At 65.9% G+C, this 20,731-nt stretch carries 20 protein-coding genes; 11 read left to right on the forward strand and 9 right to left on the reverse strand.

Translation table 11 applies throughout. The annotated features are described in order from the left end of the window. The first annotated feature begins 114 nt into the window (after positions 1–114). Genes A5736_RS18480 through A5736_RS18505 form a run of 6 tightly spaced genes read left to right on the forward strand, consistent with a single transcriptional unit; the run spans position 115 to position 6,900 of the window. Positions 115–969: an enoyl-CoA hydratase gene (locus A5736_RS18480; RefSeq protein ID WP_076247937.1), complete on the forward strand. Its 855-nt coding sequence runs from the start codon at positions 115–117 to the stop codon at positions 967–969. Further along, positions 969–2,171, forward strand: a complete 1,203-nt coding sequence (locus A5736_RS18485) for an amidohydrolase family protein (protein ID WP_076127117.1) — start codon at positions 969–971, stop codon at positions 2,169–2,171. Before A5736_RS18480 ends, A5736_RS18485 begins: the two co-directional genes overlap by 1 nt. Before the next feature lie 12 nt (positions 2,172–2,183). After that, the gene (locus A5736_RS18490; RefSeq protein WP_076247841.1) at positions 2,184–3,803 is read left to right on the forward strand and encodes an acyl-CoA synthetase; all 1,620 of its coding nucleotides are present in this window, start codon (positions 2,184–2,186) and stop codon (positions 3,801–3,803) included. Continuing rightward, a complete protein-coding gene (locus A5736_RS18495) occupies positions 3,800–4,630 on the forward strand; it encodes an amidohydrolase family protein (protein ID WP_076247843.1) in 831 nt (276 codons plus the stop codon). Before A5736_RS18490 ends, A5736_RS18495 begins: the two co-directional genes overlap by 4 nt. Positions 4,631–4,632: 2 nt before the next feature. Further along, entirely contained in the window at positions 4,633–5,688 is a 1,056-nt protein-coding gene (locus A5736_RS18500; protein WP_076247845.1) for an acyl-CoA dehydrogenase family protein, read from the forward strand. A gap of 18 nt (positions 5,689–5,706) precedes the next feature. Then, positions 5,707–6,900 (forward strand): acyl-CoA dehydrogenase family protein, encoded by a 1,194-nt coding sequence (locus tag A5736_RS18505; protein WP_076127125.1) that lies wholly within the window; start codon positions 5,707–5,709, stop codon positions 6,898–6,900. Between the two features lie 36 nt (positions 6,901–6,936). Here A5736_RS18505 and A5736_RS18510 read toward each other — a convergent pair whose 3' ends face one another. The 5 genes from A5736_RS18510 to A5736_RS18530 form a co-directional block, all read right to left on the reverse strand. Further along, on the reverse strand, positions 6,937–7,659 hold the full coding sequence (locus A5736_RS18510; RefSeq protein ID WP_076247847.1) for an NAD(P)-dependent oxidoreductase: 723 nt from the start codon (positions 7,657–7,659) through the stop codon (positions 6,937–6,939). Between the two features lie 17 nt (positions 7,660–7,676). After that, positions 7,677–8,099 (reverse strand): DUF6069 family protein, encoded by a 423-nt coding sequence (locus A5736_RS18515; protein WP_076247849.1) that lies wholly within the window; start codon positions 8,097–8,099, stop codon positions 7,677–7,679. A gap of 117 nt (positions 8,100–8,216) precedes the next feature. Next, complete coding sequence (locus A5736_RS18520) at positions 8,217–9,362, reverse strand: thiolase family protein (RefSeq protein WP_076127131.1); 1,146 nt, start codon at positions 9,360–9,362, stop codon at positions 8,217–8,219. Beyond that, positions 9,359–10,573 carry a CaiB/BaiF CoA-transferase family protein gene (locus A5736_RS18525; RefSeq protein ID WP_076247939.1) on the reverse strand — a complete coding sequence of 405 codons (1,215 nt, stop codon included), beginning with the start codon at positions 10,571–10,573 and terminating at the stop codon, positions 9,359–9,361. Before A5736_RS18525 ends, A5736_RS18520 begins: the two co-directional genes overlap by 4 nt. A 21-nt stretch (positions 10,574–10,594) precedes the next feature. Further along, the gene (locus tag A5736_RS18530; protein ID WP_076247851.1) at positions 10,595–11,803 is read right to left on the reverse strand and encodes a cytochrome P450; all 1,209 of its coding nucleotides are present in this window, start codon (positions 11,801–11,803) and stop codon (positions 10,595–10,597) included. Between the two features lie 213 nt (positions 11,804–12,016). On the opposite strand from A5736_RS18530, the gene A5736_RS18535 reads away from it, so the two are divergent. After that, positions 12,017–12,853: an SMP-30/gluconolactonase/LRE family protein gene (locus tag A5736_RS18535; protein WP_076247853.1), complete on the forward strand. Its 837-nt coding sequence runs from the start codon at positions 12,017–12,019 to the stop codon at positions 12,851–12,853. A gap of 32 nt (positions 12,854–12,885) precedes the next feature. Here A5736_RS18535 and A5736_RS18540 read toward each other — a convergent pair whose 3' ends face one another. Genes A5736_RS18540 through A5736_RS18550 form a run of 3 tightly spaced genes read right to left on the reverse strand, consistent with a single transcriptional unit; the run spans position 12,886 to position 16,141 of the window. Beyond that, a complete protein-coding gene (locus tag A5736_RS18540; RefSeq protein ID WP_076247941.1) occupies positions 12,886–14,538 on the reverse strand; it encodes an acyl-CoA synthetase in 1,653 nt (550 codons plus the stop codon). Then, positions 14,535–15,152, reverse strand: a complete 618-nt coding sequence (locus A5736_RS18545) for a cysteine hydrolase (RefSeq protein WP_076247855.1) — start codon at positions 15,150–15,152, stop codon at positions 14,535–14,537. Before A5736_RS18545 ends, A5736_RS18540 begins: the two co-directional genes overlap by 4 nt. Further along, positions 15,149–16,141 (reverse strand): Rieske 2Fe-2S domain-containing protein, encoded by a 993-nt coding sequence (locus A5736_RS18550; protein ID WP_076247857.1) that lies wholly within the window; start codon positions 16,139–16,141, stop codon positions 15,149–15,151. The genes A5736_RS18545 and A5736_RS18550 overlap by 4 nt, the downstream gene beginning before the upstream one ends. Positions 16,142–16,224: 83 nt before the next feature. Here A5736_RS18550 and A5736_RS18555 point away from each other — a divergent pair, with 83 nt between their 5' ends. Genes A5736_RS18555 through A5736_RS18570 form a run of 4 tightly spaced genes read left to right on the forward strand, consistent with a single transcriptional unit; the run spans position 16,225 to position 19,208 of the window. Then, entirely contained in the window at positions 16,225–16,674 is a 450-nt protein-coding gene (locus A5736_RS18555; RefSeq protein WP_076127139.1) for a nuclear transport factor 2 family protein, read from the forward strand. Continuing rightward, positions 16,667–17,788, forward strand: coding sequence for a PHB depolymerase family esterase (locus tag A5736_RS18560; protein WP_083667544.1), 1,122 nt, complete (start codon positions 16,667–16,669; stop codon positions 17,786–17,788). Before A5736_RS18555 ends, A5736_RS18560 begins: the two co-directional genes overlap by 8 nt. Then, positions 17,788–18,168 (forward strand): ester cyclase, encoded by a 381-nt coding sequence (locus A5736_RS18565; RefSeq protein WP_076247859.1) that lies wholly within the window; start codon positions 17,788–17,790, stop codon positions 18,166–18,168. Before A5736_RS18560 ends, A5736_RS18565 begins: the two co-directional genes overlap by 1 nt. Beyond that, positions 18,165–19,208, forward strand: coding sequence for a TIGR03857 family LLM class F420-dependent oxidoreductase (locus A5736_RS18570; RefSeq protein WP_175611329.1), 1,044 nt, complete (start codon positions 18,165–18,167; stop codon positions 19,206–19,208). The genes A5736_RS18565 and A5736_RS18570 overlap by 4 nt, the downstream gene beginning before the upstream one ends. Here the strand turns inward: A5736_RS18570 and A5736_RS18575 are convergent. After that, the gene (locus A5736_RS18575; RefSeq protein ID WP_076247863.1) at positions 19,198–20,694 is read right to left on the reverse strand and encodes an acyl-CoA carboxylase subunit beta; all 1,497 of its coding nucleotides are present in this window, start codon (positions 20,692–20,694) and stop codon (positions 19,198–19,200) included. The two genes, A5736_RS18570 and A5736_RS18575, sit on opposite strands and share 11 nt — an antisense overlap. Between the last annotated feature and the right edge of the window lie 37 nt (positions 20,695–20,731).

Genomic DNA, 20,731 nt, shown 5'->3' on the forward strand with positions numbered 1-20,731 from the left:
TGGGTTTCGTGTGGCCTCGGTGGCAGTTGTGGAATGCGGTACCGATAGGTATACAGTATGGGTACAAAAAGCCCACCGAATCCGGCAGTCAAGTACGAGGGGGTGCCGCGCACGATGTCCGGCAGCGACGGCGCCTCAGACGCCGAAGACGCGGTGTTGTACGAGGCCACCGACAGTGGAATCGCGATCCTCACGTTCAATCGCCCGGAGCGCCTCAACGCCTGGGGCCCCGACCTTGCCGCCGGGTTCTACGCCGCCGTCGACCGCGCCGAACAGGACCCGGACGTCCGGGTGGTCGTGCTGACCGGCCGGGGCAGGGGATTCTGCGCCGGCGCCTATCTGGGCGCGCCCGGTTCGGCGGAAAAAATGGGCGAGACCATGGAGAAGGCGGGTCAGACCGACCTGGCCGACCTGGTCGGCGAACGCCCGCCGCATTTCGTGACCACGCTGCGCAAACCCGTCATCGCCGCGATCAACGGTTCCTGCGTCGGCATCGGTCTCACCCAGGCGCTGATGTGCGACGTCCGATTTGCCGCCGCCGGAGCGAAGTTCGCCGCCGTGTTCGCCCGCCGCGGGCTGATCGCGGAGTTCGGCATCTCCTGGATACTTCCGCGCCTGACCAACTGGGGCGTCGCTCTCGACCTGCTACTGAGCGGGCGCACCTTTCTCGCCGAAGAGGCCGCCCAGCTGGGTCTCGTCAAAGAGGTCGTCGCGCCGGACGACCTGATGAAGCGCGCGCTCGACTACGCCGAGGACATCGCGCGCAATTGCTCGCCGGCGTCGATGGCGGTGATCAAGACGCAGGTATACGGCGACGCGACCCGCGACGTCGTGGAAGCCACTGCTCTTGCCGAGGTGTTGCTGCACGAGGCGATGCCGCGGCCTGACGTCATCGAAGGGATTACCAGCTTCCTCGAGAAGCGCCCGCCGCAGTTTCCCTCGCTCGCGGGTACTGGAAAGGAATCATGATGAGTAGCCTGCGGTACAAGGCGATTGACGTCGACAACCACTACTACGAGCCGCTCGATGCGTTCACCCGCCACCTGGACAAGGCGTTCAAGAGCCGCGGCGTGCAGATGGTCACCCACGGCAAGCGCACTCTGGCCGTGATCGGGGGCCGGGTCAACCATTTCGTTCCCAATCCCACCTTCGACCCAATCATCGTGCCGGGCTGCCTGGACTTGTTGTTCCGCGGCGAGATTCCCGAAGGCGTCGACCCGGCGTCACTGATGAAGGTCGAGCGACTGGCCGAACATCCCGAGTACCAGAACCGTGATGCGCGCATTGAGGTGATGGACACCCAGGACATCGAGACCGTGTTCATGCTGCCGACATTCGGGTGCGGGGTCGAGGAGGCGCTCAAGCACGACATCGAGGCGACGATGGCGTCGGTGCACGCCTTCAACCTGTGGCTGGACGAGGACTGGGGCTTCGACCGGCCCGACCACCGGATCATCGCCGCGCCGATCATCTCGTTGGCCGATCCGGTCCAGGCCCTCGCCGAGTTGGAGTTCGTGTTGGAGCGCGGCGCCAAGCTTGTGTTGGTGCGACCGGCGCCGGTGCCCGGCCTGGTCAAGCCGCGGTCACTGGGTGATCGCAGCCACGATCCGGTATGGGCGCGGCTCGCCGAGGCGGGGGTTCCGGTGGGATTCCACCTGAGCGACAGCGGTTATCTGCACATCGCGGCGGCGTGGGGCGGCAAGTCGACGTTCGAGGGGTTCGGCGCCAAGGACCCGCTGGATAACGTTCTTCTCGACGACCGCGCAATCCACGACACGATGGCCTCGATGATCGTGCACGGCGTGTTCACCCGGCATCCGAAACTCAAGGCGGTCAGCATCGAAAACGGTTCGTACTTCGTCCACCGGCTGGTCAAGCGCCTGAAGAAGGCGGCCAACACGCAGCCCCGTGATTTCCCCGAGGACCCGGTGGAGCAATTGCGCAACAACGTCTGGATCGCCCCCTACTACGAGGACGATTTGCCGGAGTTGGCGCAAGTCATCGGCGTCGACAAGATCCTGTTCGGCTCCGACTGGCCGCATGGCGAAGGCCTCGAATCACCGGTGTCGTTTGTCGAAGAGCTCAAGGATTTCAGCGAAGCGGACATTCGGAAGATCATGCGCGACAACGCCTTAGATCTGCTGGGCGTCAAAGCCCCAGTGGCGGCGTAGGCGGCCAGCCCGGTGAGCGAATGGACCGTCGGGGCGGTGCTCGACGCTATCGCCGAGGTCGTACCCGACCGCCTGATGACCGCCTGCGGTGACCGCCGCAGCACCTTCGCCGACTCGGCAGTTCGAACCAATAGGCTGGCAAATTTCCTCGCCGACAAGGGATTCGGGGTTTACGCGTCGCGCGACACGCTCGAACGATGGGAATGTGGTCAGGACCGGATCGCGCTCATCATGTACAACGACCTGTATCCGGACATGCTGATCGGATGCCTGAAAGCGCGCGTGGTTCCGGTCAACGTCAACCATCACTACTCGGTGCGTGAGATCGGCGACCTGCTCGACTACATCCGTCCCCGGGGCATTATCTATCACCGCTCGCTCGGCGCCCGGTTCGCGGAGGTATTGCCGCCGAACGGCACTGAGTTGTTGATATCCGTGGACGACGGCAGCGGCGCTTCCGAACTGCCGGGGGCCATCTCGCTCGATGACGCGTTGGCCGCCGGGGCCGCCGACCTCGACCTGGCTGGATCGCCAGACGATTTGATCATGATGTGCACCGGCGGAACGACAGGTCGGCCCAAGGGAGTGCTCTGGCGCCAAAGCGACATGTACGTGTCGTCGATGGTGGGTGCCGACCACGACAGCGTCACCGAGATCCACGACAAGGTCCGCTCCGGCGGCCCGCCCTGGTTTGCGGTCTCGCCACTGATGCATGCGGCGGGGATGTGGACGGCGTTCGCGGCGCTCTGTGCGGGCCTGCCCGTGGTGCTCTACGACGATCGCCACAAGCTCGACGTCCGGTCGGTGTGGAAAACCGCCGAGCGGGAAAAGGTGGGCATGATGACCATGGTCGGCGACGCGTACGCCGGCCCGCTGGTCGCCGAACTACGCGCGCACACCTACGATCTGTCGGCGCTGAACGCCATCGGCACCGGCGGCGCGGCCACCAATGCGAAATACAAACGGGCACTGATGGAATGCCTGCCACACATCACCATCATCGAAGGCTACGGATCGTCGGAATCCGGAAACATGGCATTCGGGCACAGCCGCGACGGGCACGCCAGCGAAACCTTCGAACCCAGGGTTGGCGCCACGGTCGTCTCCGCCGACCGCAGCCGGTTCCTGGAGCCCGGTGAGCGGGAAGTCGGGTGGGCCGCGAGGACCGGCCGGATTCCGCTCGGATACTTCAGCGATCCCGATGGCACCCAACGAACCTTCCCGGAAATCGACGGCCAGCGGGTGGTGATCCCGGGCGACCGGGCGTCCCTTGAAAAGGACGGCACCATCCGCCTTTTCGGCCGCGATTCCCTCGTGGTCAACACCGGGGGCGAAAAGGTCTTCGTCGAAGAGGTCGAAGAGGTGCTGCGCGCACATCCGGGCATCGCCGACGCCCTCGTGGTCGGGCGCCCGAGCGAACGGTGGGGCCAGGAAGTCGTCGCGCTCGTCGCCGCACACCCGGGCGCCGACCTCGCCGGAGACGGGCAGGACCTCTACACCTTCTGCACCGCGCAGCTCGCGCATTTCAAGGCGCCCAAGGCATTCATCTTCGTCGAGCAGATTCAGCGGCTCGGCAACGGTAAGCCCAACTATCGCTGGGCCCGAGAGCAAGCCGAACAGAAGGTGTCATGAACACAGGAGCGATCGACTGCCTGATCAATGTGCACTTCGGTGAGACGGATTCCCAGCCCTCCTGGATGCTCAAGGTCCGCGACGACTACTTCAAGGGGCCGGAGTCGATGTTCGCTCCGGTCGACCTGTCCGAGCTGCTCGACGAGATGGACGAGCAGGGCGTGCAGAAGGCGATCCTGATGGACTCGCTCGCCAATCCGTCGACCACCGCGCGCAAGTTCGTCGAAGCCAAGCCGGATCGGTTCGCGCTGGCCATGGGCGGGGTCAACCTGCTGCGTCCGGTCCGGTCACTGCGCGAACTGAGCGCGGTCGTCGGCGACCTGCCGGTCGCGTATGCGGTTGTGGGGCCGAGCTTTTGGGGTGATGGGCAGTACCCGCCCAGCGACGCCGTCTACTATCCGCTCTACGCCAAATGCGCGGAGCTGGACCTGCCGCTGTGCGTCAACACCGGCATCCCGGGCCCGCCGATTCCGGGAGAGGTGCAGCACCCCATGCACCTGGACCGGGTGTGCGTGCGTTTTCCGGAGCTGAAGCTGTGCATGATCCACGGCGCCGACCCGTGGTGGGACGTCGCGATCCGGTTGCTGCTCAAGTACGCCAACCTGCGGTTGATGACGTCGGCATGGTCACCGAAACGGCTACCGGAAAGCCTGCTGCACTACATGCGCACGCGCGGACCCGACAAGGTGATCTATGCGTCCGACTGGCCGGTTCTGCGCATGCGCCGCGTGATACCCGAAGCCCGTGCGCTGGACCTGCCGGCCGAGGTCCTGGACAACTACCTCTACAACAACGCGCAGGAATTCTTCTTCGGACAGGAGCACTGACCATGGACCGCTTCGAACTACGCAGACTGGACTACAGCCTGTCCGACGATCACGTGGATCTGCAGAATGCGTACAGGCAGTTCTTCAAAACGCACTGCCCGATCGAAACGGTGCGCGCCGCAGAGCCTTCCGGCTTCGACAAGAACCTCTGGGAGCGGTTGTGTGCGATGGGCGCGACCACGATGGCGCTGCCCGAATCGTGTGGCGGTGACGGGGCGACGCTGGTCGACCTGACCCTGGTGGCCGAAGAGATAGGCCGGTCGCTGGCGCCGGTTCCGTGGATCGACCATGTCTGCGCGGCCCGGTTGCTGGGACGCCTGGGCGCACTGGGCGCCGATACCGTCGGCGTAACCAATGGAGAACAGCTCGCCGCCCTCGATGCGCGCCTCGACGGCGCGCCGGGGCCGCGCCTGATACCGACCGGATCGATCGCCGACCACACCATCATTCGTGACGGCGATCAGGTGGTACGGCTGACTTTCGACACCCGGCCGGCCACGGTCGACAACATCGGCCGGTTGCCGATGGCGTGGGTGGATCCGGCCGCCGCCGACACCCGCGCGGTCATCGCCGAAGGACCCGACGCGGTCGCGAATTATCAACGGGCCCTGGATGAATGGCGGTTGCTGACCGCGGCGGCCCTGGTCGGCCTGGTCGAGGAAACGATGACCATCGCCGCGGAGTTCGCCAAATCCCGCTACACGCTGGGCGTGCCCATCTCGACGCTGCAGGCGATTTCGCATCCCCTGGCGAACATGGCCATCACCGTCCAGGGCGGACGGAACCTCGCCCGCCGTGCCGCGTGGTTCCTGGACAACGAACCCGACGAACGACCCGAGCTGGCGCCGTCGGCATTCGTGTTCATGGCCGAGGAGGCCGCCAAGGCGGCAACCATGGCAGTGCACATCCAAGGCGGCCTCGGGGTTTCGTCGGAGGCTGCCGCGACGGCGTATCTGGTCCGAGCGAGGGGATGGCCGCTGGCGGGCGGCGACCCGGGTGCCACCGCCCAGCGGGTTGCCGAGATCGTGACCGCCCGAGAATACGCCCCCCAACGGTAGGACAGGAGCAGAAAAGCGATGGATTTCTCCCGGGTTGAGCTGTCCGACGCGGACCAGGCCTTCCTCGACGAGGCGCGGAACTTTCTCGGCACCCACATGACCGAAGAGGTCAGGCGGCGAGACCGCGAGACCGGCGACAACTTCGATGAAGGTCTGCATCTCAAATTCGGTGCCGCGGGCTATTTGGCCAAGGAGTGGAAGCCCGAATCGGAAGGCGGGTTCAGCCGGGTGCATCGGCGCATCTGGGAGCTCGAGAAGCGCCGGGCGCACGTGCCGTGGGTGACGTGGGGGACCACCGCCATGGTGGCGCGCTCGGTGCAGAAGTTCGGATCACCGGAAGTTCGCGACGAGGTGCTGCCCAAGGTCTTCAGCGGCGAGGTTCGGCTGTGCCTGGGCTACACCGAACCCGAAGGCGGCTCCGACGTCGCCACCTGCAAAACCCGGGCGGTGCGGGAGGCCGATGGATCTAGCTGGGTGATCAATGGCTCCAAGATGTTCACCACCGGCGCGCACAACTGCCAGTACGTCTTTCTGATCACCAACACCGACCCCGGCGCGCCGAAACACAAGAGCCTGACCATGTTTCTGGTGCCACTGGATAGCCCGGGCATCGAAATCCAGGGCATCCGCACGGTCGACGGCGACCGGACCAACATCGTCTACTACAGCGACGTCCGCGTTGACGACAAGTATCGGCTCGGCGACGTGAACGCGGGCTGGACGGTGCTGCGGGAGCCACTCAACACCGAGCACGGCGCGGTCGCCGCCGCGCCCGACGGGCTGCAGGACACGTCGATCATGATGCACCAAGCCGGTTCGCTGGCCGAGGCGGTGGACAAGGCCGTGGTGCGCGTGGCGCAGCCCGGCCCCGACGGCCGCCGGCTCGTCGATGACAAGTCGGTCGCGTACCGACTGGGCCGCAGCTTCTCTCGGCTGGAGGCGGCGCTGTCGTCCCCGAACATCTACGGCAGAGTCGCCATCGCGCAAACGATGCGGGAGATCTCCCCGGAGCTGATGGACATCCTCGGAGCGGCGTCGGCCCTGCCATATGGGACCGACGGGGCCGCCGACGACGGCAGCGCGGAATACGCCTACCGGTTCGCTCCCTTGGTCGGAATCTACGGCGGCACGCTAGAGGTGTTCCGAAACATGATCGGCCAGTACGCGCTTGGGCTGGGCAAGCCCGCCTACGCGCCGCCGAAAGTTTCCTGAGGCTGCGCGGCGCCGGTCGTCAATATCGTTGCGGTCCTAAGGCGACGCCGCGGCATTCGTCGCCTGCGCGTCGCTCTTGAAGGCCTCGCGTCGGATCATTTCCCACACCGTGGGCGTGTGCTCGGTTGTAGAGACAACGACCGCCTTCCGCCTTGCCGTCCCGTCTTGGGCAAGTTTGACGAGGTAGTCCGCCAGGTCGATGCGCGCCGTGAATGCGCCTACCGGATCCACTTCTCCAGCAACATAATTGGTAACCTCAGGCAAATCGAACAATCCCGACGGACGCACGATCGTCCAGTCGAGGCCGCTCTCGCGCACCAACGCGTCCATCCGCCGGATGTCGTCGTAGACAGTCTTACCAATTGTGCGGGTGATGATCGGCTCAAAAAGCCGCAGCATCAGGGGCGCTTGGCGGCGGCCTGGCGCAGGGTAGGCGCCGGTGGAGCTCACGACGACGAGCCGATCGACGCCGGTTTCGCGCATCGCATTCACGACGTTGCGGGCGCCCACCGAATACGTGTCGACGGGCTGGCGGGTGAACGGCACACCGAGCGTCGATAGCACGGCGTCGGCGCCGCCGACTATCCCGGCGAGGCCCTCGCGTCGCGCGTCCGCGCCGGCTACCGTCAGCCGCGGATCGGTGATGGGAAAGTCGTCGGGGCGCCGGGTTACGGCAGTCGCTGAGTGACCGGCGTCGAGCACGCGCCGCGTCAGCAGCCTCCCGGTCAATCCATTGGCACCGAAAATCACGATATGCATGAGAACTCCTTCGATAGTTACCGGCGGCCGGTTGCCGCCTTGTGCCGCTGAGGCAGAGCGGGGATCAGGACCGCTGCGGCCACACAGTGCAGCGCGGTCAACATGAGTTGGGTGCCTAGGTTCGCGGTCGTCCGGAAGACCGGCACGATGGATACCACCAGAACGACCAGGCTCAGCGCGATCCACATGCTTCGGGGAGATGAGGCGTAGCGCTCTAGCAGCGCGATCGCGATCCAGCCGGCTATGCCCGCGGCCACGGTGGCGACGATGGTCAGCGCGAGGGTGATTTCCCGGCTGCCGATCGGCGTATCCACTATGTAGTCAACGTGGGCTTTCCGGCCCAACACCCACGCCAGACCGGTTGCCGCGGCGGCGATCGCGACGACGCCGACACGACCGGCGCGCCACCGCACCGCGAGTTGTCCAGTCAAATGCGACATCGCAATTCCTTCCGCCGAGCTGCTTTGCGGGAAGCGATTTTTCCCGCTCGCTACTACGACGAAATGGCCCGCGCGAAAGTTACAGACGATCTGTGGGATGGTGGGCTGGGCGCTGCGTCAGGTCGTCAAAATCGTGGCGGCGGCGGTGCCCGGCGCCCCGTATAGCTGAGCGAACCCGACCTTCGGATTGCCCGGGACCTGCCGGTCACCGGCCTCGTCGCGGAGTTGGCGAACGATTTCATGAATCTGGCGCAATCCGGAGGCGCCGATCGGCTCACCGTTGGCGATCAGCCCACCATCGGTATTGACGGGCATCGCACCGCCGATCTCGGTGGCGCCGTCGGCGAGTAGCTTCTGCTGATCACCGTGCGCGCAGAATCCGCATTCGGCCATGTGGATGATCTCGGCGCCGGCGTCGGTGTCCTGCAGCTGAATCACGTCGACATCGTCGGGCGCCACGCCGGCCCTTTCGAATGCGGCCTGCGCCGCGTAAACGGTCGGCGACACATCCTCGTCGACCGGGGCGAAGGTTGTATTGACCTCGTAAGCGCCGTAGCGGCGGGTGCGCACCTCCGCTGCCCGCAGGTATACCGGTTTGGAGGTGTAGCGGTGTGCGATATCGGCCCTGCACATCACCGCGGCCGCGGCGCCCTCGTCGGGTGCGCAAAACATGTACTGGGTCAATGGGTAGTTGAGGACCGGCGAACTCAGGATCTGGTCCTCGGGAATTGGCTTGCGGCGAAAGGCGTTGGGGTTCAACGCTCCATTGCGGAAGTTCTTGGCGGCGACCTTGGCGAGCGTCTCCTGAGAGATGTTGTGTTCGTGCAAATAGCGGTTCGCCTTCATTCCGAAGAACTTGGTGGTCAGGTACTGCCCGTTCTCGGCATACCATCTCGGCATACCCACCAGCGCAGGGTCTTCGGTGAACGCTCCGCGCGGGTGCTTGTCCAAGCCAACGGCGATGCCGATGTCGTAGTCGCCCAACCGGATCCCATCGGCACACGCCTTGACGGCGCTGGCCGCGGTCGCGCAGGCGTTGAACACATTGGTGAACGGGATGCCGGTCAGACCGACCATGGCGACGATTGCGTCGGGGTTGGCCACCGTCCAGCTGCCACCGGTGGCGAACTGGATGTCCTGCCATGCGACGCCGGCGTCGGCGACGGCGGCAAAAATCGCATCGGCTCCCATTTGCATCGCGGATTTGCCCTCGAACCGACCGAACGGGTGCAGCCCAACACCAATAACGGCAACGTCGTTCATGCGATGGCTCCGGCCTCCTTCAATTCGGCGATGCGATCCCAGTCCATGCCGAGCTCCATCAGAACGATCTCGGTGTGCTCGGAGGCCTGGGGAGCCCGGGTAGTCACCAGCGGCTCGTGGTTGAACTGCACCGGGCCGCGCACGACCTTGAACGGTTCGCCGCCGCTGGCGAGCTCGACCTCGCTGATCATGTCGTTGGCGATGGCCTGCTCGTCGCTGGCCAGATCGATCAGGCTCTGGAACGGTGCCCACTGACCTTTCATCGTTTTCAGGTGCTGGCGCCAGTATTCAAATGGCTTGCCGGCGAAGGCCTTCGCGATCAGTTCGGCGGCGGCGTCGGCGTTCTGTATCAACGGGAGCACGTCCGCGAAGCGGGGATCGTCGGCGGCCTCGGGGATGCCGAGATGCTCGAAGGTGTTGCGGATCAATCCGGTTGGGCTGATGATGCACAGGTTGATGGTGCCGCCGTCGGAGGTTTCGTAGTTGCCCATGAACGGATTGACCGACGGCGCGCCGGAACCCGGCATGAACGTGCGCATGACCTCGCCGGTTTCCATGCCCTGCGTCACGCTCGCCCCCGCCGCCCACCAAGCGGTGCTCAGCAACGACACGTCGAGCTCGAGGGCCTCGCCGGTGCGCTCACGATGCAGCAACGCGGCCGAGATGCCGCCGGCGATGAACATGCCGCCGATGGAATCGCCGAACGCGGGAATGCCCTGTCCCAGTGCGCCGCCCAGCTCCTCGGGCGTCAGCGCGTATCCGATGCCACTGCGCGTCCAGAACGCCGTCCCGTCGTACCCGCCGACGTCACGCTCGGCGCCCTTGTCGCCGTAGGCGGAACCGCGGGCATACACGATGTTGGGGTTCGCCGCGCGGATGTGTTCCACGTCGAATTTGTGCTTCTGCCGCTGCGCGGGCATGTAGTTGGTCAGGAACACGTCGGACGTCTTGGCCAGTTCGTAGATCACTTCCTGGCCGCCCGGGGTGGAAACATCGATCCCGATGCTGCGCTTGCCCCGGTTAGGGTGCTCCATCAACGGGTGCCGGTCCGGATCGACCTGGATGCCGCCCATGTTGAGGAAGCCGCGCTGGGTGTCGCCGCGCACCGGGTGCTCGACTTTGAGGACGTCCGCGCCCCAGTCGGCGAGGATGGCCCCCGCCGCGGGGACGAACGTGAACTGCGCAAGCTCCAGGACCCGAAAGCCCTCCATTACCTTGACCATTCCCGGACCCTACTTCGCGTCGAACGTGACCGGAAGCGCCGTCGGCGAACGGAAGGGTTGACCGCGGATGTGTGGGTCGTCGTCCGCCAGCAGGTTGATGTTGGCCAACCGATTCAGCAGGCATTCGAGGGCGACGCGGGTTTCCAGCCGCGCCAGGTGCAGACCCAGACACGTGTGCTCGCCGGCGGCGAAGGAGATGTGCGGCACATGCTTGCGGAAGATGTCGAACTCCTCCGAACGCTCCCAGCGTTGCTCGTCGCGATTCGCGGAGCCGATGCACACGCCGATCACCGAGCGTGCCGGAATCGCAACGCCTTCCACTTCGGTGTCCTCGGTGGTGAACCGCTGCACGGTGGTCAGCGGCGTCTCGAATCGCAGTCCCTCCTCGATGGCCTGGGGGATCAGTTCGTGGTCGGCTTGCAGCGCGGCGAATTGGTCCGGATGTGTCAGGAGCAGATACAGCAGGTTTCCCGACGACCGGTACGTGGTCTCCAATCCGGCGGGCAGCAGCAGTCGCAGGAAGGAGTAGATGGCTTCGTCGCTGAGCTTTTCGCCGTCGATCTCGGCGGTGACCAGGTCGCCGATGATGTCCTCGGTGGGTTTGGATTTGCGCCGCTCGATCTGCTCGACGAAGTAGTCCTTGAGCGCCGCCGACGCCTCGAAGGCCCGCTCATAGTTGACGTGGTAGCTGATCAACTCCACGGCCCGCTGGTGGAACATTCCCAGGTCTTCGTCGGGCAGGCCGAGCAGCCGGGCGATGACGCGGGTGGGGAACTCGAAGGTGAAATTCCGGACCAGATCCGCCGTTCCGGCGTCGATGAACTCGTCGATCAACGCGTTGCAGACCGGCCGCACGATGGCGGGCTCCCATTGCGCCAGCGCCTTCGACTTGAAAGCGGCGGAGACCAGGTTGCGATGATCGCGATGCTTCTTTCCCTCCATCGCCAGGATGGTGGGCCCAATGAACAGGCCGATCGTTTTGTCGTAGGGCTCGGAGCTGAAGATCCGGCCGTCGCGGAACACCGTGTTGACCGCGTTGAAGGAAACCGCGGAATACTCCCGCTTGGGCATCAGGGATTCCGGTGTCTTCGAGTAGTCCATGACGGTGCCGCGGAAAACGCCGGCCTGCCTGCGCTTATGGGCGAAGAAGGGGTAGGGGTCGCGCAGGCTGACGGTTTCGTCGCCGGTGCCGGCGGCGGCGTGAACGTTGGTCGTCACCTGATCTCCAACATCATGGGCTTGAATGGACGGTCTTCGCGTACGATCGTACTGTAATTATTACAGTAGACAATATGGGCGATGCACTGGACGGCGTGATTCGCGGCTGATCGGAATTAGTGGCGGCACCGTCTACGTCTTCCGTAACATCATTTCTCAGCACTGGTTGGGTCTGGGCCACGCGACCCATTCATCGCTGAAGAAGGTGACCTGATGACGATCGAAATGATCGCTGATGGTTTGGGATTCACCGAAGGGCCCGCCTACCTGCCCGACGGTAGGTTTGCGTTGGTCTCGGTTAGCCACGGCTGCGTTTACATCCTCGACCCAGGCGGGGGTTCAGCGGAAAGGATCGACACTGGCGGCGGGCCCAACGGTCTGTGCGTCGGATCCGAGGGAGTCATCTACGTCGCCCAGAACGGCGGCGATTTTGGCGCCGACGCGAAAGCCGAGCCTGGCGTGCAGGTCATCCGCGACGGCCGCGTCGACACCCTCGCTGATGGCATGGACGCGCCGAACGATCTCGTATTCGGGCCTGATGGCCAACTTTGGGTCACCGACACCCGCGCCGAAATGGAATTCTTTCATCCCGACGAAAGCAAGCCCGGATGGGTGTGGACCGTTGATACCGCCACCGGCGCAAAAGAGTTGGTCCTCGAATCGGGGCCGGTTTGGATCAATGGCCTTGGTTTCAGCCCGGATTCGACCGGACTGTTGGTGACCGCGACGTCCGGCGCGCAACTCCTGCGTTATCCAATGGGAGCGACGGGCTCGCCCGATGGCCACGCAGGTGAGGTGGTATGCACATTTGAGCAGGCATGGCCGGCGGGAATGGCGGTTCGGGCCGACGGAGCATCTTGGGTGGCGTTGACAGCCGGAGACCGGCTCGACCTCGTCGGCGAGACGGGCGAAATCCTGGATGTGGTGGTAATGCCCCATGGGGCGCTTCCGACGAACGTGTGCCTGAGCCCGGTGTCCGCGGACGAATTGCTCGTCACCGCCGCGCATCTCCAGGCGCTATTGAGAATCCGGCTGCCACATCGTGGGTAAGCCAGGCAGGCGGCTGGCTGCTGGCTGAGCTGTCAACCGTTCACCGCCTGCTCTCGCGCCCACCGGTAATCGGCCTTGCCCGACGGGCTGCGCTCGATGACCGGACGGAACACCACCGCCTTGGGAAGTTTGTAGCGAGCCAGGGATTGGGCGGCGTGTGCGACCAGCTCGTCGGCGCTGGCGTCGGCGCCTTCGGCCAGCGCGACCACGGCAACGACCTCCTGCCCCCACCGCTCGCTCGGCCGCCCGGCCACCACCACATCGGCGACCGCGGGATGCGACGCGATCGCGGTCTCGACCTCCTCGACGAAGATCTTCTCGCCCCCGGAATTGATCGTCACCGAATCGCGGCCCAGCAACTCGATGCTGCCGTCGGCGCGGTGGCGGGCCCGGTCGCCGGGGATCGCATAGCGCACGCCGTCGATCACCGGAAATGTCTTCGCGGTCTTCGCCGCGTCGCCCTTGTAACCCAACGGAACATAGCCCCGCTGCGCCAGCCAGCCCATGCCGTCGTGTCCCGGCGGCAGGATCGCGCTCAAGTCCTCGGCCGCCACGAAGGTGTCTGGTCCGGCGTTGAAGGTTCCGGTCGACACCGCCCCCGACGACGACAGGTGGTGCATCTGCGCACCGGTCTCCGACGATCCGACGCCATCGACGACGACGGCGTTGGGCAGCGCTTCGATCAAGCGCTGCTTGACGTACGGGGTGAGCAACGCGCCGCCGTTGGCGACCACGCCTAACGACGACACGTCGGCTGTGCCCTTCTCGATGGCGGCAAGCAGCGGCCGCGCCATCGCGTCGCCCACAACGGTCACCACGGGCAGTCGTTCCCGCTCGATCGTGCGCACCACTTCGTCGGCGTCCAAATGGTCGACGACGGAAGGGAAGACGACGGATTGCCCGGTCGTGATCGCCATCATCACGCTCCACTGGGCCGCACCGTGGATCAGCGGGGGCAGGATCATCAACTTTGTGCCGGGGCCCGCGGCCACCCCCGCCGTGATCTCGTCGATGGAGCCGAAGGGCTCCCCGGTCATCAGACTGCGCCCGCCGAACGACGTCATGAAGATGTCATGCTGGCGCCACAGCACACCCTTCGGCATCCCCGTGGTGCCACCGGTGTACAGGACGTACAAGTCGTCGGGCGAATGCCGCACCGGTGGCGGCGCGGGCGAACTCGAGGCGACGACGGTCTCGTAATCCACTGCGCCGTAGACCAAGTCGTTGCCTGAGTCGTCGGCGATCTGAATCAGCACGCGTAGCTGCGGAAGATCCGGCAGCACCTCGGCCACGCGCGGCGCAAACGCGGAATGGTAGATCAGCGCGGTCGCCCCAGAGTCCGCTAGCAGGTACTGCAGCTCGCTCTTGACGTACCGGAAGTTGACGTTGAAGGGCGCAACTCGCGCGGCGAACGTGCCGAGCAACGCCTCGACGAACTCATTCCCGTTGTAGGCGTAGATGCCCAGCAGATCCTGGCCCACCTGGTGGCCGGCGAGCGCTGAGCGTTCTGTGTGACATCCCAGTCCCCGCGAGTGCAGGTAGGAGGCGAGCCGGTTCGATCGCTCGAGGATTTGCGCGTAGGTGTAGCGCCGCTCGCCTTGAATCAGCAACTCCCGATCGGGAATCGCGGCGGCGACGGCTGTCGCGACGGCTGGCACCGTGAATTGTGTTGCGGTGTCGGTCATGGCTGCGTCCATACTTCGAGCAGGTCGTCGGTGGCGGTGATGGTCGCCAGCAGCGACAGAGTGTTGGCGATAATGGCCTCTCCATATTCGGTCGGGATGCCGGTGACGGCATCACGGGGCACGATGACGCGATAGGCGGCGTTGACCGCATCCATGACAACATTGGGTATCGCGATATTCAGCGAAACGCCGACCACCACGATGGTGGATACTCCGAGGTTCCGCAGCACCGCGTCAAGGTCGGTACCGCCCATCGGTCCGACGCCGTGCCACCGACTCAGCACCAGATCCGTTGGTTCGGGACCCAATTCGGGCAGCACCGAAGCGCCGGGCGTGCCGGGGACTATGTCTACCTCGCCGCGCCCGAGCGCAAAGATCTTCGCGTTGTGGCTGGAGCCGAGCCCGTCGGGCCGTCGCTGCACCAGGCAGTGCACGACGCGCACACCGGCCGCCCGCGCCACCGGCAGCAGCCGCACGATGTTGGGCAGCGCGACGCGACGCGCCTCCTTCGCGAGCGCGGCCAGGCCAGCGTGTGGGCCGATGACCGCGCCCTGGCATTCCTGCGTGACGATCGCGGTGTGCGCGGGCGCCGCCAGGTCCTTCAGTGCCATCATGCGGGCACTTCGTAGAATTGGGTCGCCCACTTGCGCAGTGCCATATACCCTTTCGCGTCGACCTTGGAGAGCGGCGGGCGTTCCACGTATTTCTGATAGCGCCAGATCTGCAGATCGTCGAAGACTGTGGACAGGAACTGCTTTTCGATGACCTCGCGCAGCTTGCCCTGCGGCACCCCGGCGGTGTCGCCGGGGATTCGGGGCCACCAGATCGAGTAGAAGAGATCGGAGCACTCGTCGTCGACCGGTGTGCAGGTGAAGATCAGCCGATGGTTCTGCGCGCCCTCGAAGACACTGATCGCCCCGCCCAGACCGAACAGGTGGCTGTGGAATCGCAGCGCGAGGTCCTCCGGGTCGTCGCTGCTGGCGTCCGGCCAACCCGCGACGAATTGCCATTCGTGGTCGACGACCTTCCAGTCCAGCACCCGGGGCGTCACGGTGGCGTGGTGGACGTACTCGAAATGGGCGCTGTCGGGGGCGTTCTCCGCCACGATCTGCGGGTGTACCGGTTCGCGCTCCGCGCGCCGGGAGAACTCCGGATACGCCCGGTAGTAGGCCGCCGGGTCGGTCTCGAATTGAGGGAATTTGCGGAAGATGTCCGGCATCTCCCACTGCGGCTCCTTGCCGTCCGGCTGATGCCAGACGAACACGCAGTCGTACTGCTCCCGCACGGGAAACACCCGCAGCCGCAGCGCGCGGTTGGGCCGCTCCGGCTGATAGGGGATGTGTCGATTGGTGCCGTCGGGGCCCCAGCGCCACCCATGGAAGGGGCACTGCACGCAGTCGCCCACTACCGTGCCGCCGTGGCCGATGTGCGCGCCCAGGTGTTTGCAGTGCGCCTCCAGGACATGCAGCTCACCCGACTCGTCGCGGTAGGCCACCAGATCCTCGCCGAAATAGCGCAGCGGCCGCACCTCGCCGATCGGGAATTCGGGCGACCACCCGACCATGAACCACCCGGTTACCTTCCAGGTGAAGGGCACTTTCACGCGGGTGCCTCCCGTGAGCGTTGATACTAAGTCCGTTACAGTATAGATTTCAGCAGTTCGGTCGGTGCGCGGCAAGGAGCGAAATGACGACAGCGGCTGACGAGCTCGAAGCGATCCGGCAACTCAAGGCGCGCTACTGCAGATTTCTGGACGCCAAAGACGCCGAGGGCTGGCGCGGCGTGTTCACCACCGACGTGGTGGTGCACCTGGATATGGCGGTCTCCACCGGTGGGGCCGACCCCCAGACGGCGCCGCCACTCGAGGGTGTGGACAACTTCGTCCCGATGGTGCTGGGCGGGCTCGAGAACGCGGCCACCATGCACCACTGCCACACCCCGGAGATCACCCTCACCTCGGGCACCACCGCGACGGGCATCTGGGCGATGGAAGATTGGATCGTCTTCGGCGATGGCCACGAATTGCACGGGGCCGGCCACTACCGCGAGACGTACGAGAAGCGGGACGGCAACTGGCTGATCAAGACGCTGCATCTGACCCGAACCATCCTGAAGCTCAGTGATGGCGGTGGCTAAGGCATTGAGCGGTTTGGGCCTCGCAGCCCGCGAGCTGGGCATGGTGCTGCCGCGTACGGTGTCGGGTCTCAACGAGTCGACGGGCTGGGTCCCGGTGTCGCGGCGCGGCGTGCGTCAGTTCGGCGAGGTCATGCTGGACGAGCTGGTGCTGAGTGGCTTCTCGCTGCTGGGCGGGGTGCCCGGTCCGCTGCGGTCGCTAAGTTCGTGCTCCGCGGCGGCCGAGGAGCTGTCGGAGCTGGGCATCGACCATGCGCACGCCGATCCAAAACCGTTGCGGGTGACGTCGTTACGGCGGCGGCGGATCGCGGGACTGGCGTACGAGCGGATGATGTTCGAGCACGATCCGGCGCTGCCGCGGTCGCTGGAAGCCGAGGGTCTGGGTGGCCCGGCGCGCGCGGTGGTGCATGTGTGTCGGCATCGCGACGGTCCGAGGCCGTGGCTGGTATGGGTGCACGGCGCCGGCCAAGGCGGCACGGAAGACCTGTTGTTGTCTCGAATCGGCCGGATCCATCACGGGCTGGGGTTCAACGTCGCGATGCCGGTGCAGCCCGGCCACGGCTGCCGACGCCGCGAATGGCCCGCTTACCCGGACATGGATCCGCTTGGCAACGTCGCAGGCATGATGCGCGCGGTCTCGGAGGTGCGCGCGGTGGTGCGATGGGCGCAGCCGCAGGCCACCGCCGTTGTGGTGGCAGGGATTTCGATGGGCACCCCGGTTGCCGCGCTGGTTTCGCATCTGGAGAGGCAGATCGACGCGGTCGCGCTGTATACACCGATCCTGGGCCTCAACGCGATGATCGCGCGACACCTGGTGCGGTGGGGTCCGTCGCGTAACGGGTTCCGGGAGCTATTGGGGTCCCCCGAGATCGCGCAGCTGACCTCGGTGATCGACCCGCTCGCGGCCGACCCCGCCCCGCCCCCGCACCGCCGGCTCATCGTCGGGGCGTGGCACGACCGAATGGCGATGCGCGAGCCCGCGATTGCGCTGCAGGAACGCTGGGGCGGGCAGCTGCACTGGTACGACGGCGGCCATGTCGGCCACGTGTTCTCCCGACGCGTGCAGCGGGTGACCGAGCGATTCCTGCGCGGGGTCGTCGACGAGGCCGCCGGCTGATGGCGGCCGTTCGGACCGCGCGCGAAGTGGTCGAACTCTACAACCTCGTGGTCTGGAACGAACGCGACCTGACGCTGGCCGAGGAGTTGTTCGCCGACAACGTGATTCGACACGAGGTGGGGGAGGCGCACACCCTGACCCGGGAGCAGGCCGTCAATCGCGTCAAGGACCTCTGGGAGTTGTTCGACAGCTTGCGCTTCGATTTGAACATCGTGGTTGCCGGCGACGACGGTGAGCACGTCGCGATCGTGTACGACTCGACGATGACCACCAAGGACGGGACCGGTACCAACGTCGCCAGCATCGAGGTGTTCCGCGTCGTCGACGGCAAGATCATCGAGGTCTGGAATTGCGGCTACAAGCAAGGGGTTTGGAATTGAGCGATCGTGCGCTGGACGAATTGGGCTACTACCTGCTGGCCGGGGCCGGCGGCGAGGGACCAGCGACCTTGATGGACGAGGCGCGCCGAGGCGAGGAGCTGGGCTTCGGCACCGCGTTCATCTCCGAGCGCTGGAACGTCAAGGAGGCCTCGTCGCTCGTCGGGGCCGCGTGCGCGGTGACCAACCGGATGCAGATCGCCACGGCCGCAACCAATCACAACACCCGTCATCCGCTGATCACCGGATCGTGGGCCACCACCATGCACCGCCTTTCCCGCGGGCGATTCACCCTGGGCATCGGCCGCGGCATCGCCGCAATCTACGGAGCGTTCGGCATTCCCGCGGTCACGACCGCACAGATGGAGGATTGGGCCCGGGTCATGCGCCGGCTTTGGCATGGCGAGGTGATCTTCAACCACGACGGCCCGATGGGCAAGTACCCGATCCTGTTTCTGGATCCGGACTTCAACGAAGACATTCGCCTGGCGTTGGTGGCCTTCGGGCCTCAGACGCTCGCGCTCGGCGGCCGGGTTTTCGACGACGTCATCCTGCACACCTACTTCACCCCGGAGACGTTGCAGCGCTGCGTCAAAACGGTGAAGTCGGCGGCGGAAAAGGCCGGCCGCGATCCCGACAGCGTCCGGGTGTGGTCGTGCTTTGCGACGGTCGGTGACCACCTTCCCGAGCAGTTGCGGCTGAAGAAGACCGTCGCGCGCCTGGCCACCTATCTGCAGGGCTACGGCGACCTATTGGTGCAGACCAATAAGTGGGACCCCGCTGTGCTGCAACGCTTTCGGGAAGACGCGGTGGTGACGTCGATCGCGGGCGGGATCGATCACAAGGCCACACCAGAGCAGATCGAGCACATCGCCACGCTGATACCCGACGAATGGCTGGAACCGTCGGCCACCGGATCTGCGGACCAGTGTGTGGACCGCATCCGTAACGAATTCGACTACGGGGCCGACGCGGTGATCCTGCACGGGGCGACGCCCGACGAGCTCGAGCCCGTCGTCGCGGCGTATCGCCTCACGGCATGATGACGGTTCGGGTCACCGGTTCGGCGGCGGCCTGCCGGCTGGACAGGCCGCGCAGCAGGGCTGCGAGCAACGCGTCACGCGTCTCGCGGGGGTCGATGAGTTCGTCGAATCCCATACCCTCGGCCGACCGGTACGACGCCTGCAGCTCGGCGTTGCGCAGTTTTTCCGACAGGTCCTCGCCGGCGTGCGACGCCCTGCTCAGCGCCGCCGCGCTCATGGCGCCCATCGTCGCGCCGGGGTAGGCGAAGGTCGCGACCTGGTGGTCGAACCCCAGCAGCGACATCACCATCGAACCGAACCCGTAGGCCTTGCGCAGCGTGAGGTGCAGCTTCAACGTGGTGGCCGCCGTCTGCGCGGCGAACATTCGGGCCCCGGCGCGCAGCACGCCGCTGCGCTCGGACCGACTGCCGGGCAGCATCCCGGGGTTGTCGGCGAGGAAGACGATCGGCAGGTGGAACGAGTCGGCCACCATGATGAAGTGCGCCGCCTTGTCCGCGGCGGCGGCGTCGATGGAGCCGGCCAGCACCTGGGGCTGGTTGGCCACCACCGCTACCGGATGGCCGCCGAGATGGGCCAGCGCGCAGATGATCGCCTTGCCGTACTGCGGCTGGACCTCGAACCAGTCCGGCCGGTCGAAGATCACGTCGAGCACCGCACGCATGTCGTAGACCCGTCGGTTGTCGCGGGAGACGATGTCGAGCAGCTCCGGTGTCCGCCGCGGCTCGCTGGTCTGGCCGGCGGTCAGCGACGGCGGGTAGGACCAGGCGCTCGGTGGGAAGTACGACAAGTAGCGACGGATGTCGTCGAGCACGGCTTCGTCGTCCTCGGCGACGTTGTGGATCACCCCGCTGGGCAAAGCGACGTCGGGTCCGCCGAGGTCCTCCTTCGAGATGTCTTCTCCGGTGGACTCTTTGACGACCGGGGGCCCGGCGGTGAAGATCGCGCCCTGCGCGCTCATGATTCGGAAGTCGCACACCGGGGCCACCAACGCGCCATGGCCGGCCGAGGGGCCGAGGACGGCGGCGACGGTCGGCACACGACCCGAGCACTGCGCCTGGGCCAGCAGGTCGGTCGGGCTGCGGCCGTAGTGCCCACCGGTGGGACGAAAGCCCGCGCCCTCGAGCAGCATCACCAGCGGAATTTTGTCGCGCAGCGCCAGTTCGGCGATGCGGTATCGCTTGGAGTTGCCTCCGGGTCCGATGCTGCCGGCCATCGTGGTGAAGTCCTCGGCGCCCAGCATCACCGGCGAGCCATTGATCGCACCGGAGCCCACGACGAGCCCGTCGGCCGCGACCTCACCACCGACGAGGGTACCGAGCTCGCGGAACGTGCCGGGGTCGAGCAGGTGCTCGATCCGCGCGCGGGCGTCGAGCTTGCCCTTGCCGCGGTGCTTGTCGAGGCGCTCCGGGCCGCCCATGGCCAACGTGCGCTGGCGCCGACGGTCGAGATCCTCGAGCGTCTCGTCCCAGTCCTGGGCTTTCGTCATGCTTCTGTCCTACCTCGTGCGGCTGCGATCGCCTAGT

Source organism: Mycobacterium sp. SP-6446 (assembly GCF_001954045.1).
Classification (GTDB): domain Bacteria; phylum Actinomycetota; class Actinomycetes; order Mycobacteriales; family Mycobacteriaceae; genus Mycobacterium.